This window comes from Lentzea sp. NPDC092896, from assembly GCF_044754905.1.
Taxonomy (GTDB): Bacteria; Actinomycetota; Actinomycetes; order Mycobacteriales; family Pseudonocardiaceae; genus Lentzea.
In genome coordinates, this window is record NZ_JBIVPX010000004.1 from 259,594 (window position 1) to 278,153 (window position 18,560).

The window sequence follows — 18,560 nt, forward strand, 5'->3', positions numbered from 1 at the left end:
TCGGGGGGTCCGCGCCACGGGCGGGTTGATGGCACGCCTGTTGCGTTGGGCGGCCGCCGGTTGGTTAGAGGGTTGCGTTGGCGGTGGGGTCCCGTCACGAGTCGCACCAAGAGCGGGCCACATGCCTGAAGGGGTGTCAACTCGACGAAAAGCGTGTCGAGTTGACACCCCTTCAGGCATGCAGCAAGAGCTGTGGTGCGACTCGTGACGGGACCCCACCGCCCAGCCCGTTCGGTAAGGACGGCTCGCCTTCGGCTTTGCGCTTGTTCGGTGTGACCTGGTGTCGCTGGACTGTCAGACCCTCTGAGTACGTTGAGATGTAGGGGTTCCCGGTCAGGGGGTACCCCTGCGTCAGCGTGATTTCAGGGGCTGCCGTTGATCACGGCCGCGATCAGTTCTGCTGCCAGGTCGCCCTTCTGTACCACCAGCACGTCGTCCAGGCCCAGCCAGTCGGCCATGAGCCGCAGCTCTGCGGCCAGCTCCGAAGCGACCCGTCCGCGCTCCACGCCTTCCTCCGCCCACGCCGACTGCACTCGCAGCACGCCGGCCGCGCGGTCCGCCTTGATGTCCACGCGCGCCACCAGTGCGCCGTCCAGCAGGAACGGGAACACGTAGTAGCCGTGCACGCGGCGGGGCTCTGGCACGTAGATCTCGATGCGGTACCGGAAGCCGAAGATCCGCTCGGTGCGCGCCCGCTCCCAGATCAGCGGGTCGAACGGGCAGAGCAGCGCTCGGCCGACTACTCGGCGTGGGGCGCGCGCGTCCACGTGTCGGTAGCCGACGCCGCGCCAGCCGTCGACTGCCACGGGCTCCAGCACGCCTTCCTCCACCAAGGACGCCACTGCGGCCTGGGAGCGGCGTGGGTCCAGGCGGTAGTAGTCGCGCAGGTCTGGTTCGGTGGCCACGCCCAGCGCTACCGCGGAGCGGAGGACCAGTTCTCGGGCGCCGGTCTCGGGAGTCCACTTCTGGGCCAGGACGTCGGCTGGGATCACGCGTTCGGTCAGGTCGTACAGGCGCTCGAACGAGCGGCGGGTGCCTGTGGTGAGGATGCCCACGCCGAACAGGACCTCGCAGATGCGCTTGACCTCGGACCAGTCCCACCACGGGCCCTTCGCGCGGCCCTTGTCGCCCATGAGGGCCTTTTCCAGGGCGCCGGCGCCGATCGGGCCCAGTTCCTTCACGGCGGCTAGCACGTCGTCGACGAGTTGGGGGGAGCGTTCGAGGATGGTCTGGTAGTTCTGCCACCAGCCGCGCTTCTTCGCGCCCGAGTGGAACAGCGGCCAGTCAAGGACGGGCACGAGGGACGCCTCGTGCGCCCAGGTCTCGACCAGCATGCGGGGCTTGCGCGGGGAGTGCGTCCAGGCCGCCTCGTCCAGCAGGGTGGGCTCGTAGGCGCCCAGGCGGGAGAACAGCGGCATGTAGTGCGCGCGCACGGCCACGTTCACCGAGTCGATCTGCAGCAGCTGCACGCGGGACAGGACGCGTTGCAGGTGTCTGCGGGTGGCCACCGGCGGCCTGAGGTCGGTGAAGCCCTGGGCGCCCAGGGCGATTCGACGGGCGACATCCGCACTCATCCTCTGCACGTCGCCGATGGTGCCACGCACCCCTGACAATTCCGCGACGCGGCATCGATAAGCTGCGTTTATGGCCGACGCCGGCGTGCACATCGCCACCGCTGCTGACCTTTCGGAGATCGTCCGCATCCATCGGGAGACGTGGCGGCTCGCCTACGCCGAACTGCTGCCGCCCGAAGTCCTCGACGCGCTCGACGCGGACGAGGCGTGGGCGCTCGCCGTCCGGAGCGGCGCGGTCCTCAAAGCGACCGAGGGGGAGTGGACGGTCGGGTTCGTCGTGGCCAGCAAGGCTCCGGACGAGGAAGTGGCCAAAGCGGACGGAACGCTCCCGGACGACGCGGCGACCACGGCGCTGCTCAGCGTCCTCGTGGAACCCCGCTGGGGACGGCGCGGGCACGGCACGCGGCTCGTCGCGGAGGCCGCCAGGAGGCTGGACGAAACCGGGGCGACGCGCGGCATCGCGTGGGTGCCGGAAGCCGACAAGGCGTCGCGGAACTTCTACGAACGACTGGGCTGGACGGGGGATGGCACGGTGCGCACGTTGGACGCAGGCGGTCGTCCGTTGCGCGAAGTGCGGGTGTCCGGTCCGCTGACCGTCCGACTCGGTGACTGAGATCTGTGTAACCTCGGCCGGGTGCTCGCCCTGGTTGGTCTCACCTTCGGGGTCGCGCTCGGCTCGGCCATCGTTCCCCTGATCAGCATCGAGATGTTCGTCCTGGGGCTTTGCGCGCGCTGGCCCGACACCTCTTTCTGGATCGTCGGCCTTTCGGTGGCGGTCGGCCAGGTGCTGGGCAAGTTGCTGTACTTCTACGCCGCGCGGGGCGACATCCACCTGCCGAAGTTCATGCACCGCAAGCCGAGCGACAAGCCGTCCAAGCTCAGGCGCTGGTTCGGTCCTGGCACGCGCATGCACCGCTGGGGCGACTGGATCCACGTGAAGTGCAAGGCGCACCCGAACTGGATGGCCGGCACGCACGGGGTGAGCGCGCTGGTCGGGGTGCCGCCGTTCATGGCGACGAGCGTGCTCGCCGGCCTCGCGGGCATGTCCACCACGATGTTCGTCGCCACCGGACTGGTGGGCCGCTTCGCGAGGTTCAGCGTTCTCGCGGCCTCACCGGCCATCGTGATGGCCTGGATCTAGTAGCTGAACAAGATCGACGCCGTCACGGAGAAGGCGATCAGGACTGCGGCGACGGCGATGCGCGCTGACTCGAGCACAACCCCGAAGATATCGATCAGCGACCGACGAAAGTCAGGCGCAAACGGGTGAGAGCCGAATGATCTGGCTCTCACCCGCCCGTTTCACGCCCGATTATTCGAGAACGAGAACCCCGTCAGGCACGCCGGGGAGGTCGAACGAGTGCCACATCGGGCGCCAGCCGGGCAGCTCGAGCATGCGGCGCAGGTCCGCGAACCCGCTGAGCCAGCCCATCCACGGCCCGTAGGGCGGGCTGGCCGGGTCGAAGCCGCTCTGCACGAACGTCAGCCGCGTCTTGCCCTCCGAGCCCTTCAGCTCCCAGGACGTCACCATCCCGCCTGGGAACTCCAGCGCGAGGTTCGCCTCGTCCAGTGCGACGACCTTCGCGGGGTTCTCCTCCTCCGCGAGACTTCCCATCGCCCACCGGCCGCCGACGTGCGGTTCGATCTCCATCCGCGCCCCGAACCAGCGTGCGAACACGGCGGGATCGGTCAGCGCGTCGATGATGGCCGCCGGTGTCGCGGCGATGTCGAACTCGAACCGCTGCTCGGGCGACGTGAAGTCGCAGAACCCCAGCACCGGCCGGCCTTCCACGAGTTCGACCAGGTTTCCCAGCGCCAGCGGCCAGAACGTCTGGAGGACCTCCGACTGGTCGTCGCCGACGCCCCAGGTCGGGTACGGGGACTGCGTCACCGCGATCAGCGTCTCGCCGTCGCGCTCCTCCACGCCGAGCTCAAGGGTGTACTCGGTGCCGTACAGCAACCACGAGTAGCGCACCGACCTGTCGTCGAAGCCCAGCAGCTTCTGCCGGCCGCGTTCGCCGTCGGGCGTGTGGCGCCCCCAGAACTCGTACTCGCCGCCCTCCAGGTCCACGTGCGCGTGCTCGGCCAGCCACACCCGCAGGTCGTCGGCGGTCGTCAACGCCCGGTAGATCCTCTCGGCGGGCGCGGACGTGCGGACGCGGATGGTTCCGGTGCTCATCGGTCTTCTCCTTTGGGGTAGCAGGCGAGCGCGATGCGGAACGCATCCCCTTCCGCGCCGCCGTATCGGGTGAAGAGGTCCTGCAACGTCGTCTGCAGCTCGGCCAGGAACTGCTGCCGCTCCTCCGGTCGCACCCGGATCTCGCCGGACACGCCGACGGACGGCAGTTCGCTGGAGCGGTCCAACGCCGCCACGTCGACCTGGATCTGCTCGGCGAGGTCGACCAGGTGGCCCAGTACGAGCTCGTCACGCGAGCCGATCCGGCCGACCAGCCGCGGCGACAACCAGTACGACCGCGCCACGGCCTGATAGAGGCCCTCCTGGACGCCACGCACCTTGCGCTCGGACACCTGGGTCGCGAGACCGGCCTTGACCAGCTGTTTCACGTGGTAGTGCACGCGTTGCGGCGTCTGGTCGAGCACCTCGGCGACCTCGGTGCACGAGCGCGGCGCGGCGAGCTGCCGCAGCACCTCCACGCGCTGCGGCTTGAGCAGGGTCTCGGCCTGCTCCATCCGGTCCAGATAGATCACGTCTCTCATCGCAAAAAAGACTTTGAATGTTCAAAACTCTTTTGTCAATGGAGTGGACAACTATGGACTGACAGATATTGAAATCTGTCAGTCCATCGGGCATGGTGGAGGAACAGACAGAGACGAAGGGGTTCGAAATGCAGAAGCGTCAGCTCGGAGCCACCGGCCCGGTCGTGTCCGCCATCGGCCTGGGCTGCATGGGCATGTCCAACGCCTACGGCCCGGCGGACCGGGACGAGAGCATCGCGACCATCCACACCGCGCTCGACGCGGGCGTCACACTGCTCGACACCGGTGACTTCTACGGCCAGGGCCACAACGAGATGCTCGTCGCCGAGGCCATCAAGGGCCGTCGCGACGAGGTGCAGCTCAGCGTCAAGTTCGGAGGCATGCGCGACGCCGACGGCGCGTTCATCGGGTTCGACACCCGGCCGGTCGCCGTGGCCAACTTCCTCGCGTACTCGCTGGAACGCCTCGGCACCGACCACGTCGACATCTACCGGCCGGCGCGGCTCGACCCGAACGTGCCGATCGAGGACACCATCGGCGCCATCGCCGAGCAGATCGACAAGGGCCGCGTCCGGCACATCGGCCTGAGCGAGGTCGGCGCCGACACCATCCGCCGTGCACACGCCGTGCACCCCATCGCGGACCTGCAGATCGAGTACGGCCTGCTGGAGCGCGGCGTCGAGCGGGAGATCCTGCAGACCACCCGTGAACTCGGCATCAGCATCACCGCGTACGGCGTGCTCTCGCGCGGCCTGATCTCCACCACGCCGCTCACCCTCGACGCGAGCGACTGGCGCGGCTACGCGCCCCGGTTCCAGGGCGACAACCTGACCCGCAACCAGAACCTGGTCGAGAAGCTCGGCGAGATCGCGGCGAACAAGGGCGTCACGGTCGCGCAGCTCGCGATCGCCTGGGTCGCGGCACGCGGAGAAGACGTGGTGCCTCTCGTCGGCACGACCAAGCGTGCGAGGCTGAACGAGGCGATCGGTGCCGTCGGCGTGACGTTCACCGAGCGGGAATTGCAGGAGATCGACGCTGTTGTTCCTGTTGGCGCCGCTGCGGGCACGCGGTACGCGGCCGAGCAGATGGCCATGCTGGACAGCGAGAGGTGAGATGAAGTGGCGGAGGCGTTGACCTCGGAGGCGATCCTCGCGGCGACCGAAGAGGTCCTGCGCAGGTACGGCCCCGCCAAGGCGACGGTGGTCGACGTCGCCAAGGCGCTCGGGGTCAGCCACGGCAGCGTCTACCGCCACTTCGCGACCAAGGCCGCGCTCCGGGAGGCCGTGACACGGCGCTGGCTCGACGCCATCCACGAGGAGATGGAGAAGGAGTTCGATCCGAGCCTCTCCGCCTCCGAGATGCTCAGGGACTGGTTGCAGAGGCTCTTCGACAAGAAGCGGCTCTCGCACAGCGAGGACGTGGAGCTGTTCACGACGTTCCGGACGCTCGTCGGCGAGAACAACGCCGTCGTCGACTACCACCTGGAACACCTGGTCGGTCAGGTCGCGCGCATCATCCGCGCCGGAGTGGAAACCCGGGAGTTCGTGACCGACGACGTCGAGAAGACGGCGCAGGCGGTGTGGGACGCGACGCAGGTGTTCCACCACCCGGCGCACGCCCAGGAGTGGGGGAATCCTCACATTCAGGACGCGTTCGACGCCGTCGTCTCACTGGTCGTCGCTGGACTGCGGTACAACCGAATCCCTAGTGCCACAGGCGATGCTTGAGGGTCACGGAGGTGAACGGTGCCGCCTGACGAGTGGATCGATCTGCTGGGAGCGCCCGAGAGGCGGCCTGACCCGGTCGACTGGGACGCGGTCAAAGGCCGGGCGGGCACGGCGTTGCCCAGCGATTTCGTGCATCTCGCCGAGGCCTATCCGCCACTGATCGTCGGCGGTTACGTCCGGATCCTGCACCCGACAGCACGTGCCGGTTTCATGAACTGGATGTCGCTGGCGCCCAAAATGCTGCGTGCGTTGCGGCGTCAGCCGGGCCTGCGCGTGCACCCGGAGTCTCCCGGTCTGCTGCCCTGGGGCATGACCGTCAACGGCGACCACTGCCTCTGGTACACCAAGGGCGAGCCGGACGAGTGGACCGTGGTGATCACGGACATGCGGCAGAGCTGGTCGTACGACGGGAACTTCTCGGGTTTCACCAGGAAGTTCCTGACCGGCGAGATCCGCTGCCCGCTCTTCCCGGACGACGTCCCCGGCGGCTCCAAACCGTTCCAGGAGCCGTAGGGACGTCGTCCGGGCCTTACCCGACCCCCCGGTCAGCTCGAAGCGGCGGTCACCAGAGCGTTGCCGCTGCCCGTGCGGCCCGTGACCAACAAAGTGGCGTCACCCAACGGCGCCGACGAGACGTCGAAGTCGCTGCGGGCGTTGCCGGACGTGGACACCAGGTCGATGCGGGCCAGCGTGCCCTGCCGGATGCCGACCCGGATGTGGCCGGAGCCGGTGCCGAGCTGGATCTCGCCGGAGGCCGCGTCGGCCACGGTCAGATCGCCGCTGCCGGTGCGGACCTGGACGTTGCCCTGCACGGCGCCCAGCCACACGTCGCCGGTCCCGGTGATCAGCGTGGTCGTGCCGCCGATCGACGACACCTCGACGTCACCGCTGCCCGTCTTGGCCTTCAGCGACGAGAGCATCGTGCCCAGGCGCACGGTGCCGGCGCCCGAGTTCACCTTGGCCTCGCCGGTCGCCCGGTCCGCGGACACGCTGCCCGTGCCGGTGTTCAGGTCGAGACGACCCGCACCGCCCGTCACGATGACGTCAGCCGCACCTGTCCGTGACGACACGTGCGACCCCACGGGAGCCGTCACGACCACGGAGAGCGGCACGGCACGCAACGGCAGCGCCTTGGACGACTCGATGCGCAAACGGTTGCCCAGCAACTCGACGCGTGCGTCGCGCACGGCCTCCTCCGGACCCGACGGGGGAGTCGCCTTGTCAGCGCCGAACTGCCCGCTGACCCAGCTCAGCACGCTCGACAGGCCCTCGGTCCACGAGTTGCCCGCGTTCGGGTCGTGCCGCACCTCGACGTGCACACCGGGCCCGTCGACGAGCTGCACCTGCACCCGGCCGCTGAGCAGCGAGATGTCGATCTCGGCGACGCCCGCGAACTCGAAGCTCTGCTGGCGCACCACGCCGGCGGGCTCCGCCGGTTCGGAGGCCGCTTCCGCCGTCGGTTCGGCTGTCGGCTCGGTCGGTTCTGAAGTCGGTTCGGTCATCCCGCTCACCCCTGCACCCATCCGCGGACGCGCGAGCCCTGGCCGGCGTTTCCGCTCCACCCCTTGTGTCCGTGATGCTTGTGCTTGCCGTGCACCGCGCCACCCACGGCCTGCTGGATGAACGAGTTCAGCGACACGCCCTGAGCCGACGCGGCGGCCTCGGCCTTCGACTTGAGCTCGTTGATCATGCGCAGGGTGATGCGGCTGATGTCACCCGTGGCGTCACCTGCGCCAAAGTTCGGCACCTCGTGACTCGGGGCCGGTTCCGGCTCCGGTTCGGCGGAGCCGGTGACGACCACCTGGACGTCACGGCCTGCCAGCCGGACGTCCACGACCTGGCCGTCCAGGGAGGCGGTGACCTCCGCGGCCAGGTCGGACAGTGCGTTCATGATTGCCAGTCGCGCGGCTGGCTCGAGCGCTGCGGACAACGCGGCGGCCGTTCGACGGGTGTTCTCGTCCCCCGCTGATGCGGCCGTCGCCAGGTCCTCGCGCAGTGACGCGATGTACGGCGACAGATCCATGACACCACTATGACGTCACTTGCGACATCGTGCAACCACCACGTGATGTCAGGGCTAACCTCGGCCCATGCCGAGAGTGCGTTTGGTGGCCAGGACCGAGTTCATCCCACCCGACGACGTGCCGTGGACGACCGACGCGGACGGCGGCGCCGCGCTCGTCGAGTTCGCCGGCCGCGCCTGCTACCAGTCGTGGGACCGCTCGAACCCCATGACGAACACCAACGCGACGTTCCTGCACCACCTGCTCGACGTCGGGCACCTCGCCGCGTTCGAGCACGGCAGCGCATCGCTCTACCTGACCGAGCTGTCCCGCTCGCTCACCCACGAGCTGATCCGCCACCGGCACTTCTCGTACTCGCAGCTCTCCCAGCGCACCGACCCGACCGACGTCGTGGAGCCGGACCTGATCGCGAAGGACCCCGAGCTGCACGCGCGGTTCGTCGCCGCGACCGAGGCGAGCCTCAAGGCGTACGAGGACCTGGTGCAGAGCCTGGAGAAGACCGTGAACGGCCGACGCGCGCGGCAGATCGCACGGTCCGTGCTGCCCAACGCCACCGGCACCGAGATCGTCGTGACGGGCAACTACCGCTCGTGGCGGCACTTCATCGCGATGCGCGCCACTGAACACATCAACGTCGAACTGCGCGAGCTCGCCATCGCCTGCCTGCGCGAACTGACCAAGGCCGCGCCGAACGCGTTCGCGGACTTCGTCATCTCGACACTCCCGGACGGCACAGAAGTTGCCTCCAGCCCGCTGGTGGTTGAAGGCTGACAGCCATGAAGCGGCTCATCGTGGACGTCCGGCCCGGCGAATACGCGGTCACCCGCCTGGCAGCGGACGCTCCCGTCCCCGCCGGGCTGCTCGACCTCACCGACGTCCTGGTGTCCGTGACCAGGACCCCGGCCGAGTTGTCGATCATCGCGCCGGCTTCGTTCGCTGTGGACGGTGACACGACGGAGAAGGGCTGGCGGCTGCTCACCGTGCGCGGGCCGCTGGAGTTCACGCTCACCGGCATCATGGCTGCTCTGGCGGGTGAACTGGCGGCGGCGGGCGTCTCGCTGTTCGCGTTGTCCACTTACGACACGGACCACCTGTTGGTGAAGCACACAGATCTGGGACGTGCGGTGCTCGCCTTGCGTGCCGCAGGTCACGAACTGGTTGTAGCGCCGGAAGCTTAGGAACCGATCCTCCATTAGGCGGGTCTGAAGTACCGTCAACGCCCCCGGTTCCGAGGCTGTAGGAGCGCACGTTGCACGGACAGGCTGTCGAACCACGCGTCATCGCGGGCAGGTACGCCCTGATCGCGGAGCTCGGTCGTGGCGGCATGGGCATCGTCTGGCGCGCCCAGGACCGTCACATCGGACGCTTCGTCGCGATCAAGGAACTGCACCTGCCGGACGGCATCGCGCACGAGGAACGCCGTGTGCTCGAAGAGCGCGCTCTGCGTGAGGCGCGCACCGCCGGCAAGCTCAACGACCCCGCTGTCGTGACCGTCTACGACGCGATCAACGAGAACGGCCTGACCTACATCATCATGGAGCTGGTCGACGCGGCGACGCTGTCGACGTTGATCAGCACGCACGGACCGATGCCGCAGAACCAGGTCGTGTCGATCGCGTTGCAGGCGTTGTCGGCGCTCGAGACCGCGCACCAGTCCGGGATCGTGCACCGCGACGTGAAGCCAGGCAACCTGATGGTGCGCCCGGACGGCAAGCTCAAGCTCACCGACTTCGGCATCGCCCAGGCCGTCGACGACCCGCGCCTGACCACCAGCGGCAGCCTCATCGGCTCGCCCGCGTACATGGCGCCGGAACGCATCCACGGTCACGAGGCCGGCCCGGCGTCCGACCTGTGGGCCCTGGGCGCGACCCTCTGCTACGCCGTCGAGGGCTGGAGCCCGTTCGAGCGCTCCTCCACGGCCTCGACGCTGCACGCGATCATGAGCGAGACGCCGCGGCTGACCCGTGCGACGGGTGTGCTGAGCGCCGTCATCACCGGTCTGCTGATCGCGGACCCGAACGCCCGGCTGTCCGGCCCACAGGCACGCGCGATGCTCTCCAGCATCGGCAACCAGCCGACGCCGCCCACCGGGATCGCGCCGGTGCAGACCCAGCAGTACCAGCAGGCGCCCGCCGTGGACCCGGCGAAGAAGAAGCGCAACCGCATCTTCGCGTTGGTCGGCGCGGTCGTCATCGCGGCGGCGGCGTTCACGGGTGGCATCTACGTGCACAAGGCGTTCACGACGCCTGGTGCGAGCGGCGCCAGCGCAGCGCTCACGTACGGCGAGGGCGCCGAGATCCCGGTGTTCGGTCTCTACGAGAACACGTGCGGCATGGGCGAGGTCGCCCCGGCCAAGCTGCTCAACTCCGACAGCCGCGAGGAGTGCGACAAGCCGCACGACTTCGAGGTGTTCGACGTGATCGACACGCTGCCCGTCCAGTCGAACCTTCCCGACGCCGCATATCCCGGAGTCGACTCCTTGAAGAGCCTCGGCGTGGCACGCTGCGAGATGACGCTGAACTCGCAGTGGGTCAAGGACGGATCGAAGCTCAAGCTGACCACGCTCGTCCCGAGTGAGAGCTCGTGGACCAAGGACAAGAGCGGCAACGCCGAGCGCAAGATCTGGTGCCTTGCCAGTGCCAAGGACAGCACCAAACTCGACGGCTCGATCAGCGCGAAGAAGGACAACTGAACGTGAAAAGACGGATCATCTCCGCCTTGTTGGTCCTCGGTGGCGTCGCCGCTCTCAGCGCGTGCGCCAGCAACGAGGACAAGTTCGTCGCCGAGCTCAAGGCCGCCGGGTTCAGCAACCCCGGCGAGCCCAGCACGGAGACCGCGAAGAAGGTCAAGAAGGTCGGCAAGCGCACGATCAAGTCCTCGGAGAAGACCATCGAGGTGATGGTGCGCGTGAAGGGCTGCGACCTCGAGATGGCCAAGACCTCCGGGCAGTCCGGCTACTGGCTGGACGAGCTGCACGTCAACGGGCAGGAACCGGACTGGCCCGGTTACCCCGAGAACCTGAAGCGCGACCAGGTGGTCAAGCTGCTGGCCGACAACTCGTCCAAGCCCGACGGTTTCAAGAGCTGCTACAAGCCGAACGAGGCCTGATCGCCGGCTGTGGTGCAATGGGGACGTGAGCCTCGCCCGTGACGAACGCAAAGCGCTCGTCGACCTGATGACCGAGCTCGGCCCGGACGCGCCGACGCTGTGCGGCACTTGGCTGACCAAGGACCTGGCCGCGCACCTCGCGATCCGCGAGCGCCGCCCGGACACCGCGCCCGGCATCGTGCTGCCGGTCTTCGCGAAGTGGACGGAGAAGGTCCAGGAGGACTACACGCACAAGGCGTGGAGCGAACTCCTCGACCTGGTGCGCACGCCGCCGTTCTGGATCCAGCCGGTCGACGACCTGATGAACACGGGCGAGTACTTCGTGCACCACGAGGACGTTCGGCGTGCGCAGACCGACTGGGAACCGCGGCCGTACGACGAGCGTCGCGAAAAGGTCCTGTGGAAGCTGCTGCCGTTCACCGCGCGCATGACGTACAAGTCGTCGCCCGTGGGCGTGACGCTCGTACGGCCTGATGGTGAGCACATCGTCGCCAAGCAGGGCGCGAACGGAGTGGTGATCACCGGTGAGGTGTCCGAGCTCGTGATGCTCGCGTTCGGGCGCGACGAGGCCCGCGTGGAATACAGCGGTGACGCCGACGCGGTGCAACGGGTGCGGTCGTTGAACCGAAGTGTGTGAACTCGGGTAGTTTCTGCGCATGCCAGGAAGCCCGTACGCAGGGCCGGACCGCCCGTTCGGCCGCGTTCTCACCGCCATGGTCACGCCTTTCGACTCGCGCGGCGAGGTCGATCTCCCCAAGGCGCAGGAACTGGCGAAACACCTGGTGGACCTGGGCAACGACGGTCTGGTCGTGAACGGCACGACCGGCGAGAGCCCGACGACGACCGATCGGGAGAAGGCCGCGCTGCTCACGGCCGTCGTCGAAGCAGTGGGCGACCGCGCGACCGTGGTCGCCGGTGCGGGCACGTACGACACCGCGCACAGCGTGCACCTGGTGCAGCAGGCCGCGAAGGCCGGCGCACACGGCGTGCTGGTCGTGACGCCGTACTACTCCAGGCCGCCGCAGGAAGGCCTGCTGGCGCACTTCACCGCCATCGCCGACGCTTCCGAGCTGCCGGTGATGCTCTACGACATCCCGCCGCGCGCGGTCGTGCCGATCGAGGTCGACACGCTCCTGCGCCTGGCGGAACACCCGCGGATCCTGGCCGTGAAGGACGCCAAGGGCGACCTGTACGCGGGCAGCAGGGTGATCGCGAGCACCGACCTCGCCTACTACTCGGGCGACGACCCGCTGAACCTGCCGTGGCTGTCCGTGGGCGCCGTCGGGTTCGTGAGTGTCATCGGCCACCTCGCGGCGGATCGCCTGCGGGATCTCATTGATGCGTATGAATCCGGAAACGTGGTCCGGGCAAAAGAAATCCACGAGTCGCTGCTGCCGTTGCTGCGACCATTCCGCCGGGTTCCCGGCGTGACGTACACGAAGGCTGCGCTGCGCCTGCGCGGACTGGACGTGGGTGAGCCCCGTCTGCCGCTGGTGCCTGCCGCAGCCGAGGACATCGAGGCCATCGCGGCCGAACTGGGAGTCAACGCGTGACCCAATCGACCGAACTACCGCCCGCACTGCCGGAAGGCGGCCTCCGCGTCGTCGCACTCGGCGGAATTGGCGAGATCGGCCGCAACATGACCGTCTTCGAGCATGCCGGAAGGCTGCTCGTGGTCGACTGCGGCGTTCTTTTCCCCGAAGACGACCAACCGGGCGTGGACCTGATCCTGCCCGACTTCCGCGCCATCGAGGACCGGCTCGACGACATCGATGCCGTCGTCCTGACGCACGGCCACGAGGACCACATCGGCGCGGTCCCGTTCCTGCTGAAGCTGCGTCCCGACGTGCAGGTCGTCGGTTCCCGCTTCACGCTGGCGCTGCTCGCCGCCAAGTGCCGTGAGCACCGCCAGACCCCGCGGCTCGTGGAGGTCAAGGAGGGGGAGCGGCGCTCGTACGGGCCGTTCGAGCTCGAGTTCTTCGCCGTCAACCACTCCATCCCGGACGCGCTGGCCGTGGCCATCCGCACCGCCGCGGGGCTCGTCCTGCACACCGGTGACATCAAGCTCGACCAGCTGCCCTTGGACGGTCGACTGACCGACCTGGCGGGCTTCTCGCGTCTCGGCGACGAGGGCGTCGACCTCTTCCTGGTCGACTCGACCAACGCCGAGGTGCCCGGCTTCGTGGTGCCCGAGCGCGAGATCGGCCCCGTGCTGGAGAACGTGATCCGCAAGGCGGACCAGCGGGTCATCGTGGCCTGCTTCGCCTCGCACGTGCACCGCGTCCAGCAGGTGCTGGACGTCGCCGTGCAGTACAAGCGCAAGATCGCGTTCGTCGGCCGGTCGATGGTCCGCAACATGGGCATCGCGTCCGACCTGGGCTTCCTGAACGTGCCCGACGGTCTGTTCGTCGACCTCGACGTCGCGATGCGGATGGAGGAGGACGAGGTCATCTTCGTCTCCACCGGATCGCAGGGCGAGCCGCTGTCGGCGCTGTCGCGCATGGCCCGCGGCGACCACCGCCAGATCTCGATCCGCGAGGGCGACACGGTGATCCTCGCGTCGTCGCTGATCCCCGGCAACGAGAACGCGGTCTTCAACGTCGTCAACGGCCTTGCCAAGCTCGGCGCGACCGTCGTGCACCAGGGCAACGCCAAGGTGCACGTCTCCGGCCACTCACCGGCCGGCGAACTCCTGTTCCTCTACAACGCCGTGCGGCCGTCCAACGTGATGCCGGTGCACGGCGAGTGGCGCCACCTCCGCGCGAACGCGGCTCTCGCGGTCGCCACGGGCGTCGCCGAGGACCACGTCGTGATCGCCGAAGACGGCGTCGTCGTGGACCTGATCGACGGCAAGGCGGCGGTGTCCGGCCGTGTCGTCGTCGGCCACGTGTACGTCGACGGCCTGTCCGTGGGTGACGTCGGCGAGTCGACGCTGTCCGACCGGCTGGTGCTGGGCGAGGGCGGCTTCATCTCGATCTCGGTCGCCATCGACCAGACGACCGGGCGGGCCGTGACGGCGCCGACGATCTCCGGCCGCGGCTTCTCCGACGACCCCAAGGCGTTGGAGGCCGTCGTGCCGCTCGTGGAGATGGAGCTGGCGCGCACCGAGGCCGAGGGCATCGCCGACACGCACCGGGTCGCTCAGGCCGTGCGACGCGTTGTGGGCCGTTGGGTGGCGGAGACCTACCGTCGCCGTCCGATGATCGTTCCCACGGTCATTCCGGTGTGAACGTGACCCTGCTGTGATCTGCGTCCCCCTCGTCCGATAAGGTCTGGTCCCAGACCATGGACGAGGGGGTTCGCCCTATGGCCGGTAATGACGTCTTCAGCCCTCCGGGCAAAGAAGACATTCTTCTTCCACCGATTTTCACCTGGCACGAGCCGCTGGGCCTGCCGTTCGACTTCTCCGTCACCAAGCCGCAGGCGCTGCTGGTCCTGTCGGTGGCGATCATCCTGACGTTCTTCCTGGTCACCACCAGGAGCATGAAGCTGATCCCGTCGCGCTGGCAGTTCGCCGCCGAGTCGGTCTACGACTTCGGCCGCAACACCATCGCGCGTGAGCAGATAGGCGCGAAGGAATTCGCACCGTACGTGCCGCTGATCGTCAGCATCTTCTGCTTCGTGCTCGTGAACAACCTCTACGGGTTGATTCCGTTCATCCAGTTCCCGACGTTCACGCACAGCGGGTTCCCGGCGGCCGTCGCGCTGCTGATCATCTTCCCGCTCTACCACTACGTGGGCATCAGGAAGTTCGGGCTCAGGGGCTATCTGCGCAACCAGTTCATCATTCCCGGCGTGCCGAAGCCCGTGCTGTGGGGCCTGCTGATCCCGACCGAGGTCATCCTCAAGTTCTTCTTCGACCCGGTGAACCTCGCGATCCGGGTGTTCGCGGCGATGTTCGCGGGCCACCTGCTGATCCTGGTGTTCACGATCGGCAGCGAGTTCCTGCTGTTCAACGCGCCGATCTACCTCAAGCCGGTGTCGGTGCTGGGCTTCGCGCTCGCCATCGCGCTGTTCTTCCTGGAGGCGCTGGTGCAGGTCCTGCAGGCCTACATCTTCGCCCTGCTGTCGGCGCACTTCATCGGCCGGGCGCTGGCCGAGCAGCACTGATGGGGATGTACGTCGGCGTGCGCGGCTGGATCGAGTTCGTGCACGGACAGCGTGAAGTGGTCGAGCAGGTGCTGGCCGCGCACCATCACGACCTGTACTCCGCCGGCTGGGCGATTCCATCGCGGCCGTTCAACTCGACGCTCTTCGTGTTCTACGGCGGCGACATCCGTGAGCAGTCCGTCGACTGGCTGCGCGCGCAGGTCGCCGAACTGGCGCGGCTGGTGGATTCCGACGGAGACCAGCCGGTCGGGTTCTTCCTGCTGACCGACGAGCGGCAGCAGGCGACCGCGTGGACCGTGCGGGACGGCGACGTGCACGCAGGTGTGGTGCCCGTCGAGCTTCGCGGGTTCGCGCGCTAGCGCGGCCGGCGCCACAATTGAGACGCCGCATGGAATAACGCACGCGGCCGGTGGCCTTGTGGCGATCATGCGCAAGCTCCACTTCGTCGGCACCATGCCGCAGTTCGCCACCGCCAAGGCCGCCCTGTCGTGGGAACTCGACGAGATCGCCGAGCACCTCGACCGGGTCCACGGTGGGGAGACCGGGCCGCGGTCGCAGTGGTTCGTGCCGGTGGTCAAGGAGCTGAAGCGGTTGCCGCAGGTCGTGACCGTGCGCAGCGGCGACTGGACGGACTACGACGACGTCGACCGGTTGAAGGTGCCGCTGCACGCCCGGCTGCGGCCGGAGGACGTCCCGCTGCGGTTCGCCGAGCACGCTCTCGAAGAGCTGGAGGTGCTCGGCGAACTCGGGGCGGCGCTGCCGTTGCAGGTCGGTGTGCCCGGCTACCTGGACCTGGCGTTGTTCACCTTCGGGCCCACCGGGGTGATCCGGCACGGCCGGACGTTCCTGCGGGCGGTGGCCGAAGAGTTGTCGCGCATCCGTGCGGCCTCCGACAACGTTGTCTTCCAGCTGGAGGTGCCGGCCGCGTTGATCGCGGTCCTGTCGGCACCCGCGCCGCTGCGGCCGTTGATGGCCGACACGATGGCGCGGTTCGTGACGGCGCAGGTCCGGTCGGCGCCCGAGGGCAGCCGGTTCGGCGTGCACCTGTGTCTCGGCGACATGGGGCACAAGGCGTTGAAGCAGCTGAAGGACACCGGTCCGTTGGTGCTGCTCGCGAACGCGCTGGTGCGGCGCTGGCCTGAGGGGCGGACGCTGGAGTTCGTGCACCTGCCGATGTCCGGCGGGGACGTGCCGCCGACGACCAAGCCGGAGTTCTACGCGCCGTTGCGCAAGCTCGTGCCGTGTGTGCGGGTCATCGCGGGCATCGCGCACGAGGAACAGTCCTATGAGGACCAACTGGTCGTGCGTGGGCTCGTGGAGGAAGCGCTGGGACGGCCTGTGGACATCGCGACGTCGTGCGGCCTCGGCAGGCGCACGCCGGAAGCCGCGGAGCGCGCCACGAAGAGCATGCTGGCGCTACTGGACTAGGGCGGCGGTCGGACCGAAACCGACCTCGGCGCGGGAGCCGTCCAGCAGTGGGAAGACGGTGTCGCAGAACTCGTCCAGGTCGGCGCCGTGTGCCTGGCCCGGCCCGGCGAGTTCCGTCGCCACGGCCGGTGGGATCAGTTCCACCACCCGGATCGGGGTGGACTCCAGGGCGCGGCGCAGGGTGACGGTGTAGCTGTGCAGCGCGGCTTTGGACGCGCTGTAGAGCGGCGCGAACGACTGTGGGACGAACGCGCCGCCCGAGGTGACGTTGATCAGCGTGCTGGGCCTGCCGTGGGCGAGCATGAGCGGGACGAGCAGCCGTCCCAGGTGGACGGGTGCGGCGAACAGGATGTCGATCTCCTCCTGCGCCTCGGCCCAGGTGGACCTGTCCTCCGCGATGCCCACCCGTCGCTGGACGCCGGCGTTGTTGATCAGCACGTCCAGGTCCGGCATGGTCCGCCGGACGTGCTCGGCGAGGAGCAGCCGGCCCTCGGGGGTGGCGATGTCGTTCACGAACGTCTCTGCGCCGGGCAGCAGGTCGGCCGCCGCGGCGAGACGGGCCGGGGTGCGGCCGGTGACGAGGACGCGGTGTCCGGCGGCGAGGTGCCGTCGGGCCAGGCCGAGCCCGATGCCCGCGGAGCCGCCGGTGATCAGAACCTGAGTTGTCATGTAAACAGCATGCGCCCGCGTGTGTTTACATGGCAACTCGAAGGTAGTGTGAGGGGCATGACGCACCTGAGCGACGCCGAGATGGCGCGGTGGATCGCCTGGAAACGAGCGAACGACGCGGTGCTCGCCGCGGTCGCGCAGGAGATCCAGGGTGCGGCGGGGCTGTCCGCGGCCGACTTCGCGGTGCTCTCCCGGGTGATCGAGAACGGCGACGGGCGCATGCCCCAGCAGGACCTCGGCGAGATGCTGGACTGGAAGCGTCCCCGCCTCTCGCGTCAGCTCTCCAGGATGGCCGAGCGGGGGCTCTTGCGGCGCGAGGACGGCGCGGGCAGGCGCGTGCTGGTCATCGCCACCGATGAGGGCCGGCACGCCCTCGCCGCTGCCCGACCGGCGCACGCGCGTGCGGTTCGCAAGGCTCTGTTCGCCCGTGCGTCAGGTGATTTCTGGGACGTCGTTCAGGACATCGCCGGAAACTAAGGGCGCTGGCACACCAGGTGCAGCGACTCCTCGGGCATGGCACCGGGGTAGGACGGGGTGAAGACCGGCCGGCTCCGCCGCACGACCCGCAGGCCGACCTCGCCCAGGTGCGCCTCGAAGTTCTCCTCGGAGAACGACGACACCTCGATCTCCTGGCCCATCCAGGGCAGGGTCACCTGTTCGACGTCGACCGCGACGGTGGCGAGGAAGAAGTGGCCGCCGGGTCGCAGCCAGGTCGAGATGCGGCCGAGGGTCTGGATGATCTCGGCCTGGGTCATCTGCAGCAGCGAGAAGACGGCGCATATGACGTCCCACGAACCGGGAGGTGACTCGAAGTCGCGAATGTCGATCTTGTGGAACGTGGCGTCGGGGACCTGGGTGGTCGCGATGTCGACCATCACCGGGGAGACGTCGAGACCGGTGACCCTCATGCCCGCCTTGGCCAGCGTCCGCGCCACGGGAACGCCCGTGCCGCAGCCGATGTCCAGCACGCGCGAGCCGGAGGGCTGGGTCGCGGCGAACCAGGCGAGAGTGCCGTGCAGTGCGGGCTGGTGCGACCAAGCGCGTTGGTATTCCAGCCCGAGCGTGTCGAAGACCTCGGCCGCGTTCATTCCCCGCCCCTCATTTCGGCCCAATCCACCTGAGTGAAGTGTGGAGAACCTCTCTGCACGCCTTCTGGATGGCTTCTGGACGAAAACTGACGGTAGGTTGCTAGCTGAACGCGG

Annotated in this window: 23 protein-coding genes; 16 read left to right on the forward strand and 7 right to left on the reverse strand. The window is 68.3% G+C overall.

Features of this window, described 5'->3' with window-relative positions; all coding sequences use genetic code 11:
* Positions 1-362 precede the first annotated feature (362 nt).
* Positions 363-1,574: a winged helix-turn-helix domain-containing protein gene (locus tag ACIQF0_RS22125; RefSeq protein WP_401031994.1), complete on the reverse strand. Its 1,212-nt coding sequence runs from the start codon at positions 1,572-1,574 to the stop codon at positions 363-365.
* Between the two features lie 70 nt (positions 1,575-1,644).
* Between ACIQF0_RS22125 and ACIQF0_RS22130 the strand changes: the two genes are divergently transcribed.
* A complete protein-coding gene (locus ACIQF0_RS22130; RefSeq protein WP_401031997.1) occupies positions 1,645-2,187 on the forward strand; it encodes a GNAT family N-acetyltransferase in 543 nt (180 codons plus the stop codon).
* 21 nt (positions 2,188-2,208) lie between these two features.
* Positions 2,209-2,715 (forward strand): hypothetical protein, encoded by a 507-nt coding sequence (locus ACIQF0_RS22135; RefSeq protein WP_401032000.1) that lies wholly within the window; start codon positions 2,209-2,211, stop codon positions 2,713-2,715.
* A 171-nt stretch (positions 2,716-2,886) separates the two neighbouring features.
* On the opposite strand, the gene ACIQF0_RS22140 is transcribed toward ACIQF0_RS22135, so the two are convergent.
* Together ACIQF0_RS22140 and ACIQF0_RS22145 are read right to left on the reverse strand one after the other, a co-directional pair.
* Positions 2,887-3,753 carry an SRPBCC domain-containing protein gene (locus ACIQF0_RS22140; protein WP_401032003.1) on the reverse strand — a complete coding sequence of 289 codons (867 nt, stop codon included), beginning with the start codon at positions 3,751-3,753 and terminating at the stop codon, positions 2,887-2,889.
* On the reverse strand, positions 3,750-4,292 hold the full coding sequence (locus ACIQF0_RS22145; protein WP_360048024.1) for a helix-turn-helix domain-containing protein: 543 nt from the start codon (positions 4,290-4,292) through the stop codon (positions 3,750-3,752). Before ACIQF0_RS22145 ends, ACIQF0_RS22140 begins: the two co-directional genes overlap by 4 nt.
* A gap of 128 nt (positions 4,293-4,420) precedes the next feature.
* On the opposite strand from ACIQF0_RS22145, the gene ACIQF0_RS22150 reads away from it, so the two are divergent.
* The 3 genes from ACIQF0_RS22150 to ACIQF0_RS22160 are packed head-to-tail and all read left to right on the forward strand — an operon-like array spanning position 4,421 to position 6,532.
* Complete coding sequence (locus ACIQF0_RS22150) at positions 4,421-5,404, forward strand: aldo/keto reductase (RefSeq protein WP_401032006.1); 984 nt, start codon at positions 4,421-4,423, stop codon at positions 5,402-5,404.
* Between the two features lie 6 nt (positions 5,405-5,410).
* The gene (locus ACIQF0_RS22155; RefSeq protein WP_401032009.1) at positions 5,411-6,019 is read left to right on the forward strand and encodes a TetR family transcriptional regulator; all 609 of its coding nucleotides are present in this window, start codon (positions 5,411-5,413) and stop codon (positions 6,017-6,019) included.
* 18 nt (positions 6,020-6,037) lie between these two features.
* Positions 6,038-6,532 carry a hypothetical protein gene (locus ACIQF0_RS22160; protein WP_401032012.1) on the forward strand — a complete coding sequence of 165 codons (495 nt, stop codon included), beginning with the start codon at positions 6,038-6,040 and terminating at the stop codon, positions 6,530-6,532.
* Positions 6,533-6,564: 32 nt separating this feature from the next.
* On the opposite strand, the gene ACIQF0_RS22165 is transcribed toward ACIQF0_RS22160, so the two are convergent.
* Together ACIQF0_RS22165 and ACIQF0_RS22170 are read right to left on the reverse strand one after the other, a co-directional pair.
* On the reverse strand, positions 6,565-7,521 hold the full coding sequence (locus ACIQF0_RS22165) for a DUF4097 family beta strand repeat-containing protein (RefSeq protein WP_401032014.1): 957 nt from the start codon (positions 7,519-7,521) through the stop codon (positions 6,565-6,567).
* Positions 7,522-7,526: 5 nt separating this feature from the next.
* On the reverse strand, positions 7,527-8,042 hold the full coding sequence (locus ACIQF0_RS22170; RefSeq protein ID WP_360048031.1) for a toxin-antitoxin system HicB family antitoxin: 516 nt from the start codon (positions 8,040-8,042) through the stop codon (positions 7,527-7,529).
* A gap of 67 nt (positions 8,043-8,109) precedes the next feature.
* Here ACIQF0_RS22170 and thyX point away from each other — a divergent pair, with 67 nt between their 5' ends.
* The 10 genes from thyX (at position 8,110) to ACIQF0_RS22220 (ending at position 16,689) form a co-directional block, all read left to right on the forward strand.
* Positions 8,110-8,814 (forward strand): FAD-dependent thymidylate synthase, encoded by a 705-nt coding sequence (thyX, locus tag ACIQF0_RS22175; RefSeq protein WP_319977422.1) that lies wholly within the window; start codon positions 8,110-8,112, stop codon positions 8,812-8,814.
* A 5-nt stretch (positions 8,815-8,819) separates the two neighbouring features.
* A complete protein-coding gene (locus tag ACIQF0_RS22180) occupies positions 8,820-9,221 on the forward strand; it encodes an ACT domain-containing protein (RefSeq protein WP_093597593.1) in 402 nt (133 codons plus the stop codon).
* A 71-nt stretch (positions 9,222-9,292) separates the two neighbouring features.
* Positions 9,293-10,735 carry a protein kinase domain-containing protein gene (locus ACIQF0_RS22185; RefSeq protein ID WP_360048032.1) on the forward strand — a complete coding sequence of 481 codons (1,443 nt, stop codon included), beginning with the start codon at positions 9,293-9,295 and terminating at the stop codon, positions 10,733-10,735.
* 2 nt (positions 10,736-10,737) lie between these two features.
* A complete protein-coding gene (locus tag ACIQF0_RS22190) occupies positions 10,738-11,151 on the forward strand; it encodes a hypothetical protein (protein WP_401032019.1) in 414 nt (137 codons plus the stop codon).
* Positions 11,152-11,176: 25 nt separating this feature from the next.
* Positions 11,177-11,788, forward strand: coding sequence for a TIGR03085 family metal-binding protein (locus tag ACIQF0_RS22195; RefSeq protein WP_319977417.1), 612 nt, complete (start codon positions 11,177-11,179; stop codon positions 11,786-11,788).
* A 19-nt stretch (positions 11,789-11,807) separates the two neighbouring features.
* Positions 11,808-12,704 carry a 4-hydroxy-tetrahydrodipicolinate synthase gene (dapA, locus tag ACIQF0_RS22200; RefSeq protein ID WP_401032022.1) on the forward strand — a complete coding sequence of 299 codons (897 nt, stop codon included), beginning with the start codon at positions 11,808-11,810 and terminating at the stop codon, positions 12,702-12,704.
* Complete coding sequence (locus ACIQF0_RS22205; RefSeq protein WP_396426036.1) at positions 12,701-14,380, forward strand: ribonuclease J; 1,680 nt, start codon at positions 12,701-12,703, stop codon at positions 14,378-14,380. Before dapA ends, ACIQF0_RS22205 begins: the two co-directional genes overlap by 4 nt.
* A gap of 77 nt (positions 14,381-14,457) precedes the next feature.
* Positions 14,458-15,261 (forward strand): F0F1 ATP synthase subunit A, encoded by an 804-nt coding sequence (gene atpB / locus ACIQF0_RS22210; RefSeq protein WP_360048036.1) that lies wholly within the window; start codon positions 14,458-14,460, stop codon positions 15,259-15,261.
* On the forward strand, positions 15,261-15,620 hold the full coding sequence (locus ACIQF0_RS22215; RefSeq protein WP_401032026.1) for a hypothetical protein: 360 nt from the start codon (positions 15,261-15,263) through the stop codon (positions 15,618-15,620). The genes atpB and ACIQF0_RS22215 overlap by 1 nt, the downstream gene beginning before the upstream one ends.
* Before the next feature lie 67 nt (positions 15,621-15,687).
* Positions 15,688-16,689: a hypothetical protein gene (locus tag ACIQF0_RS22220; RefSeq protein WP_401032028.1), complete on the forward strand. Its 1,002-nt coding sequence runs from the start codon at positions 15,688-15,690 to the stop codon at positions 16,687-16,689.
* On the opposite strand, the gene ACIQF0_RS22225 is transcribed toward ACIQF0_RS22220, so the two are convergent.
* Positions 16,678-17,358, reverse strand: coding sequence for an SDR family NAD(P)-dependent oxidoreductase (locus ACIQF0_RS22225; protein ID WP_401032031.1), 681 nt, complete (start codon positions 17,356-17,358; stop codon positions 16,678-16,680). The genes ACIQF0_RS22220 and ACIQF0_RS22225 overlap by 12 nt on opposite strands.
* Positions 17,359-17,415: 57 nt before the next feature.
* Between ACIQF0_RS22225 and ACIQF0_RS22230 the strand changes: the two genes are divergently transcribed.
* On the forward strand, positions 17,416-17,835 hold the full coding sequence (locus tag ACIQF0_RS22230; protein ID WP_401032034.1) for a helix-turn-helix transcriptional regulator: 420 nt from the start codon (positions 17,416-17,418) through the stop codon (positions 17,833-17,835).
* Here ACIQF0_RS22230 and ACIQF0_RS22235 read toward each other — a convergent pair.
* Complete coding sequence (locus tag ACIQF0_RS22235) at positions 17,832-18,446, reverse strand: class I SAM-dependent methyltransferase (protein ID WP_360048042.1); 615 nt, start codon at positions 18,444-18,446, stop codon at positions 17,832-17,834. The genes ACIQF0_RS22230 and ACIQF0_RS22235 overlap by 4 nt on opposite strands.
* Positions 18,447-18,560 lie beyond the last annotated feature (114 nt).

Coding starts and splice junctions, on each gene's coding strand:
- ACIQF0_RS22165 (WP_401032014.1), bottom strand. CDS start 7,521: ATGACCGAACCGACTTCAGAACCGACCGAGCCGACAGCCGAACCGACG.
- ACIQF0_RS22220 (WP_401032028.1), top strand. CDS start 15,688: ATGCGCAAGCTCCACTTCGTCGGCACCATGCCGCAGTTCGCCACCGCC.
- ACIQF0_RS22225 (WP_401032031.1), bottom strand. CDS start 17,358: ATGACAACTCAGGTTCTGATCACCGGCGGCTCCGCGGGCATCGGGCTC.
- ACIQF0_RS22125 (WP_401031994.1), bottom strand. CDS start 1,574: ATGAGTGCGGATGTCGCCCGTCGAATCGCCCTGGGCGCCCAGGGCTTC.
- ACIQF0_RS22230 (WP_401032034.1), top strand. CDS start 17,416: ATGACGCACCTGAGCGACGCCGAGATGGCGCGGTGGATCGCCTGGAAA.
- ACIQF0_RS22180 (WP_093597593.1), top strand. CDS start 8,820: ATGAAGCGGCTCATCGTGGACGTCCGGCCCGGCGAATACGCGGTCACC.
- ACIQF0_RS22170 (WP_360048031.1), bottom strand. CDS start 8,042: ATGGATCTGTCGCCGTACATCGCGTCACTGCGCGAGGACCTGGCGACG.
- dapA (WP_401032022.1), top strand. CDS start 11,808: ATGCCAGGAAGCCCGTACGCAGGGCCGGACCGCCCGTTCGGCCGCGTT.
- ACIQF0_RS22235 (WP_360048042.1), bottom strand. CDS start 18,446: ATGAACGCGGCCGAGGTCTTCGACACGCTCGGGCTGGAATACCAACGC.
- thyX (WP_319977422.1), top strand. CDS start 8,110: ATGCCGAGAGTGCGTTTGGTGGCCAGGACCGAGTTCATCCCACCCGAC.
- ACIQF0_RS22150 (WP_401032006.1), top strand. CDS start 4,421: ATGCAGAAGCGTCAGCTCGGAGCCACCGGCCCGGTCGTGTCCGCCATC.
- ACIQF0_RS22145 (WP_360048024.1), bottom strand. CDS start 4,292: ATGAGAGACGTGATCTATCTGGACCGGATGGAGCAGGCCGAGACCCTG.
- ACIQF0_RS22130 (WP_401031997.1), top strand. CDS start 1,645: ATGGCCGACGCCGGCGTGCACATCGCCACCGCTGCTGACCTTTCGGAG.
- atpB (WP_360048036.1), top strand. CDS start 14,458: ATGGCCGGTAATGACGTCTTCAGCCCTCCGGGCAAAGAAGACATTCTT.
- ACIQF0_RS22140 (WP_401032003.1), bottom strand. CDS start 3,753: ATGAGCACCGGAACCATCCGCGTCCGCACGTCCGCGCCCGCCGAGAGG.
- ACIQF0_RS22215 (WP_401032026.1), top strand. CDS start 15,261: ATGGGGATGTACGTCGGCGTGCGCGGCTGGATCGAGTTCGTGCACGGA.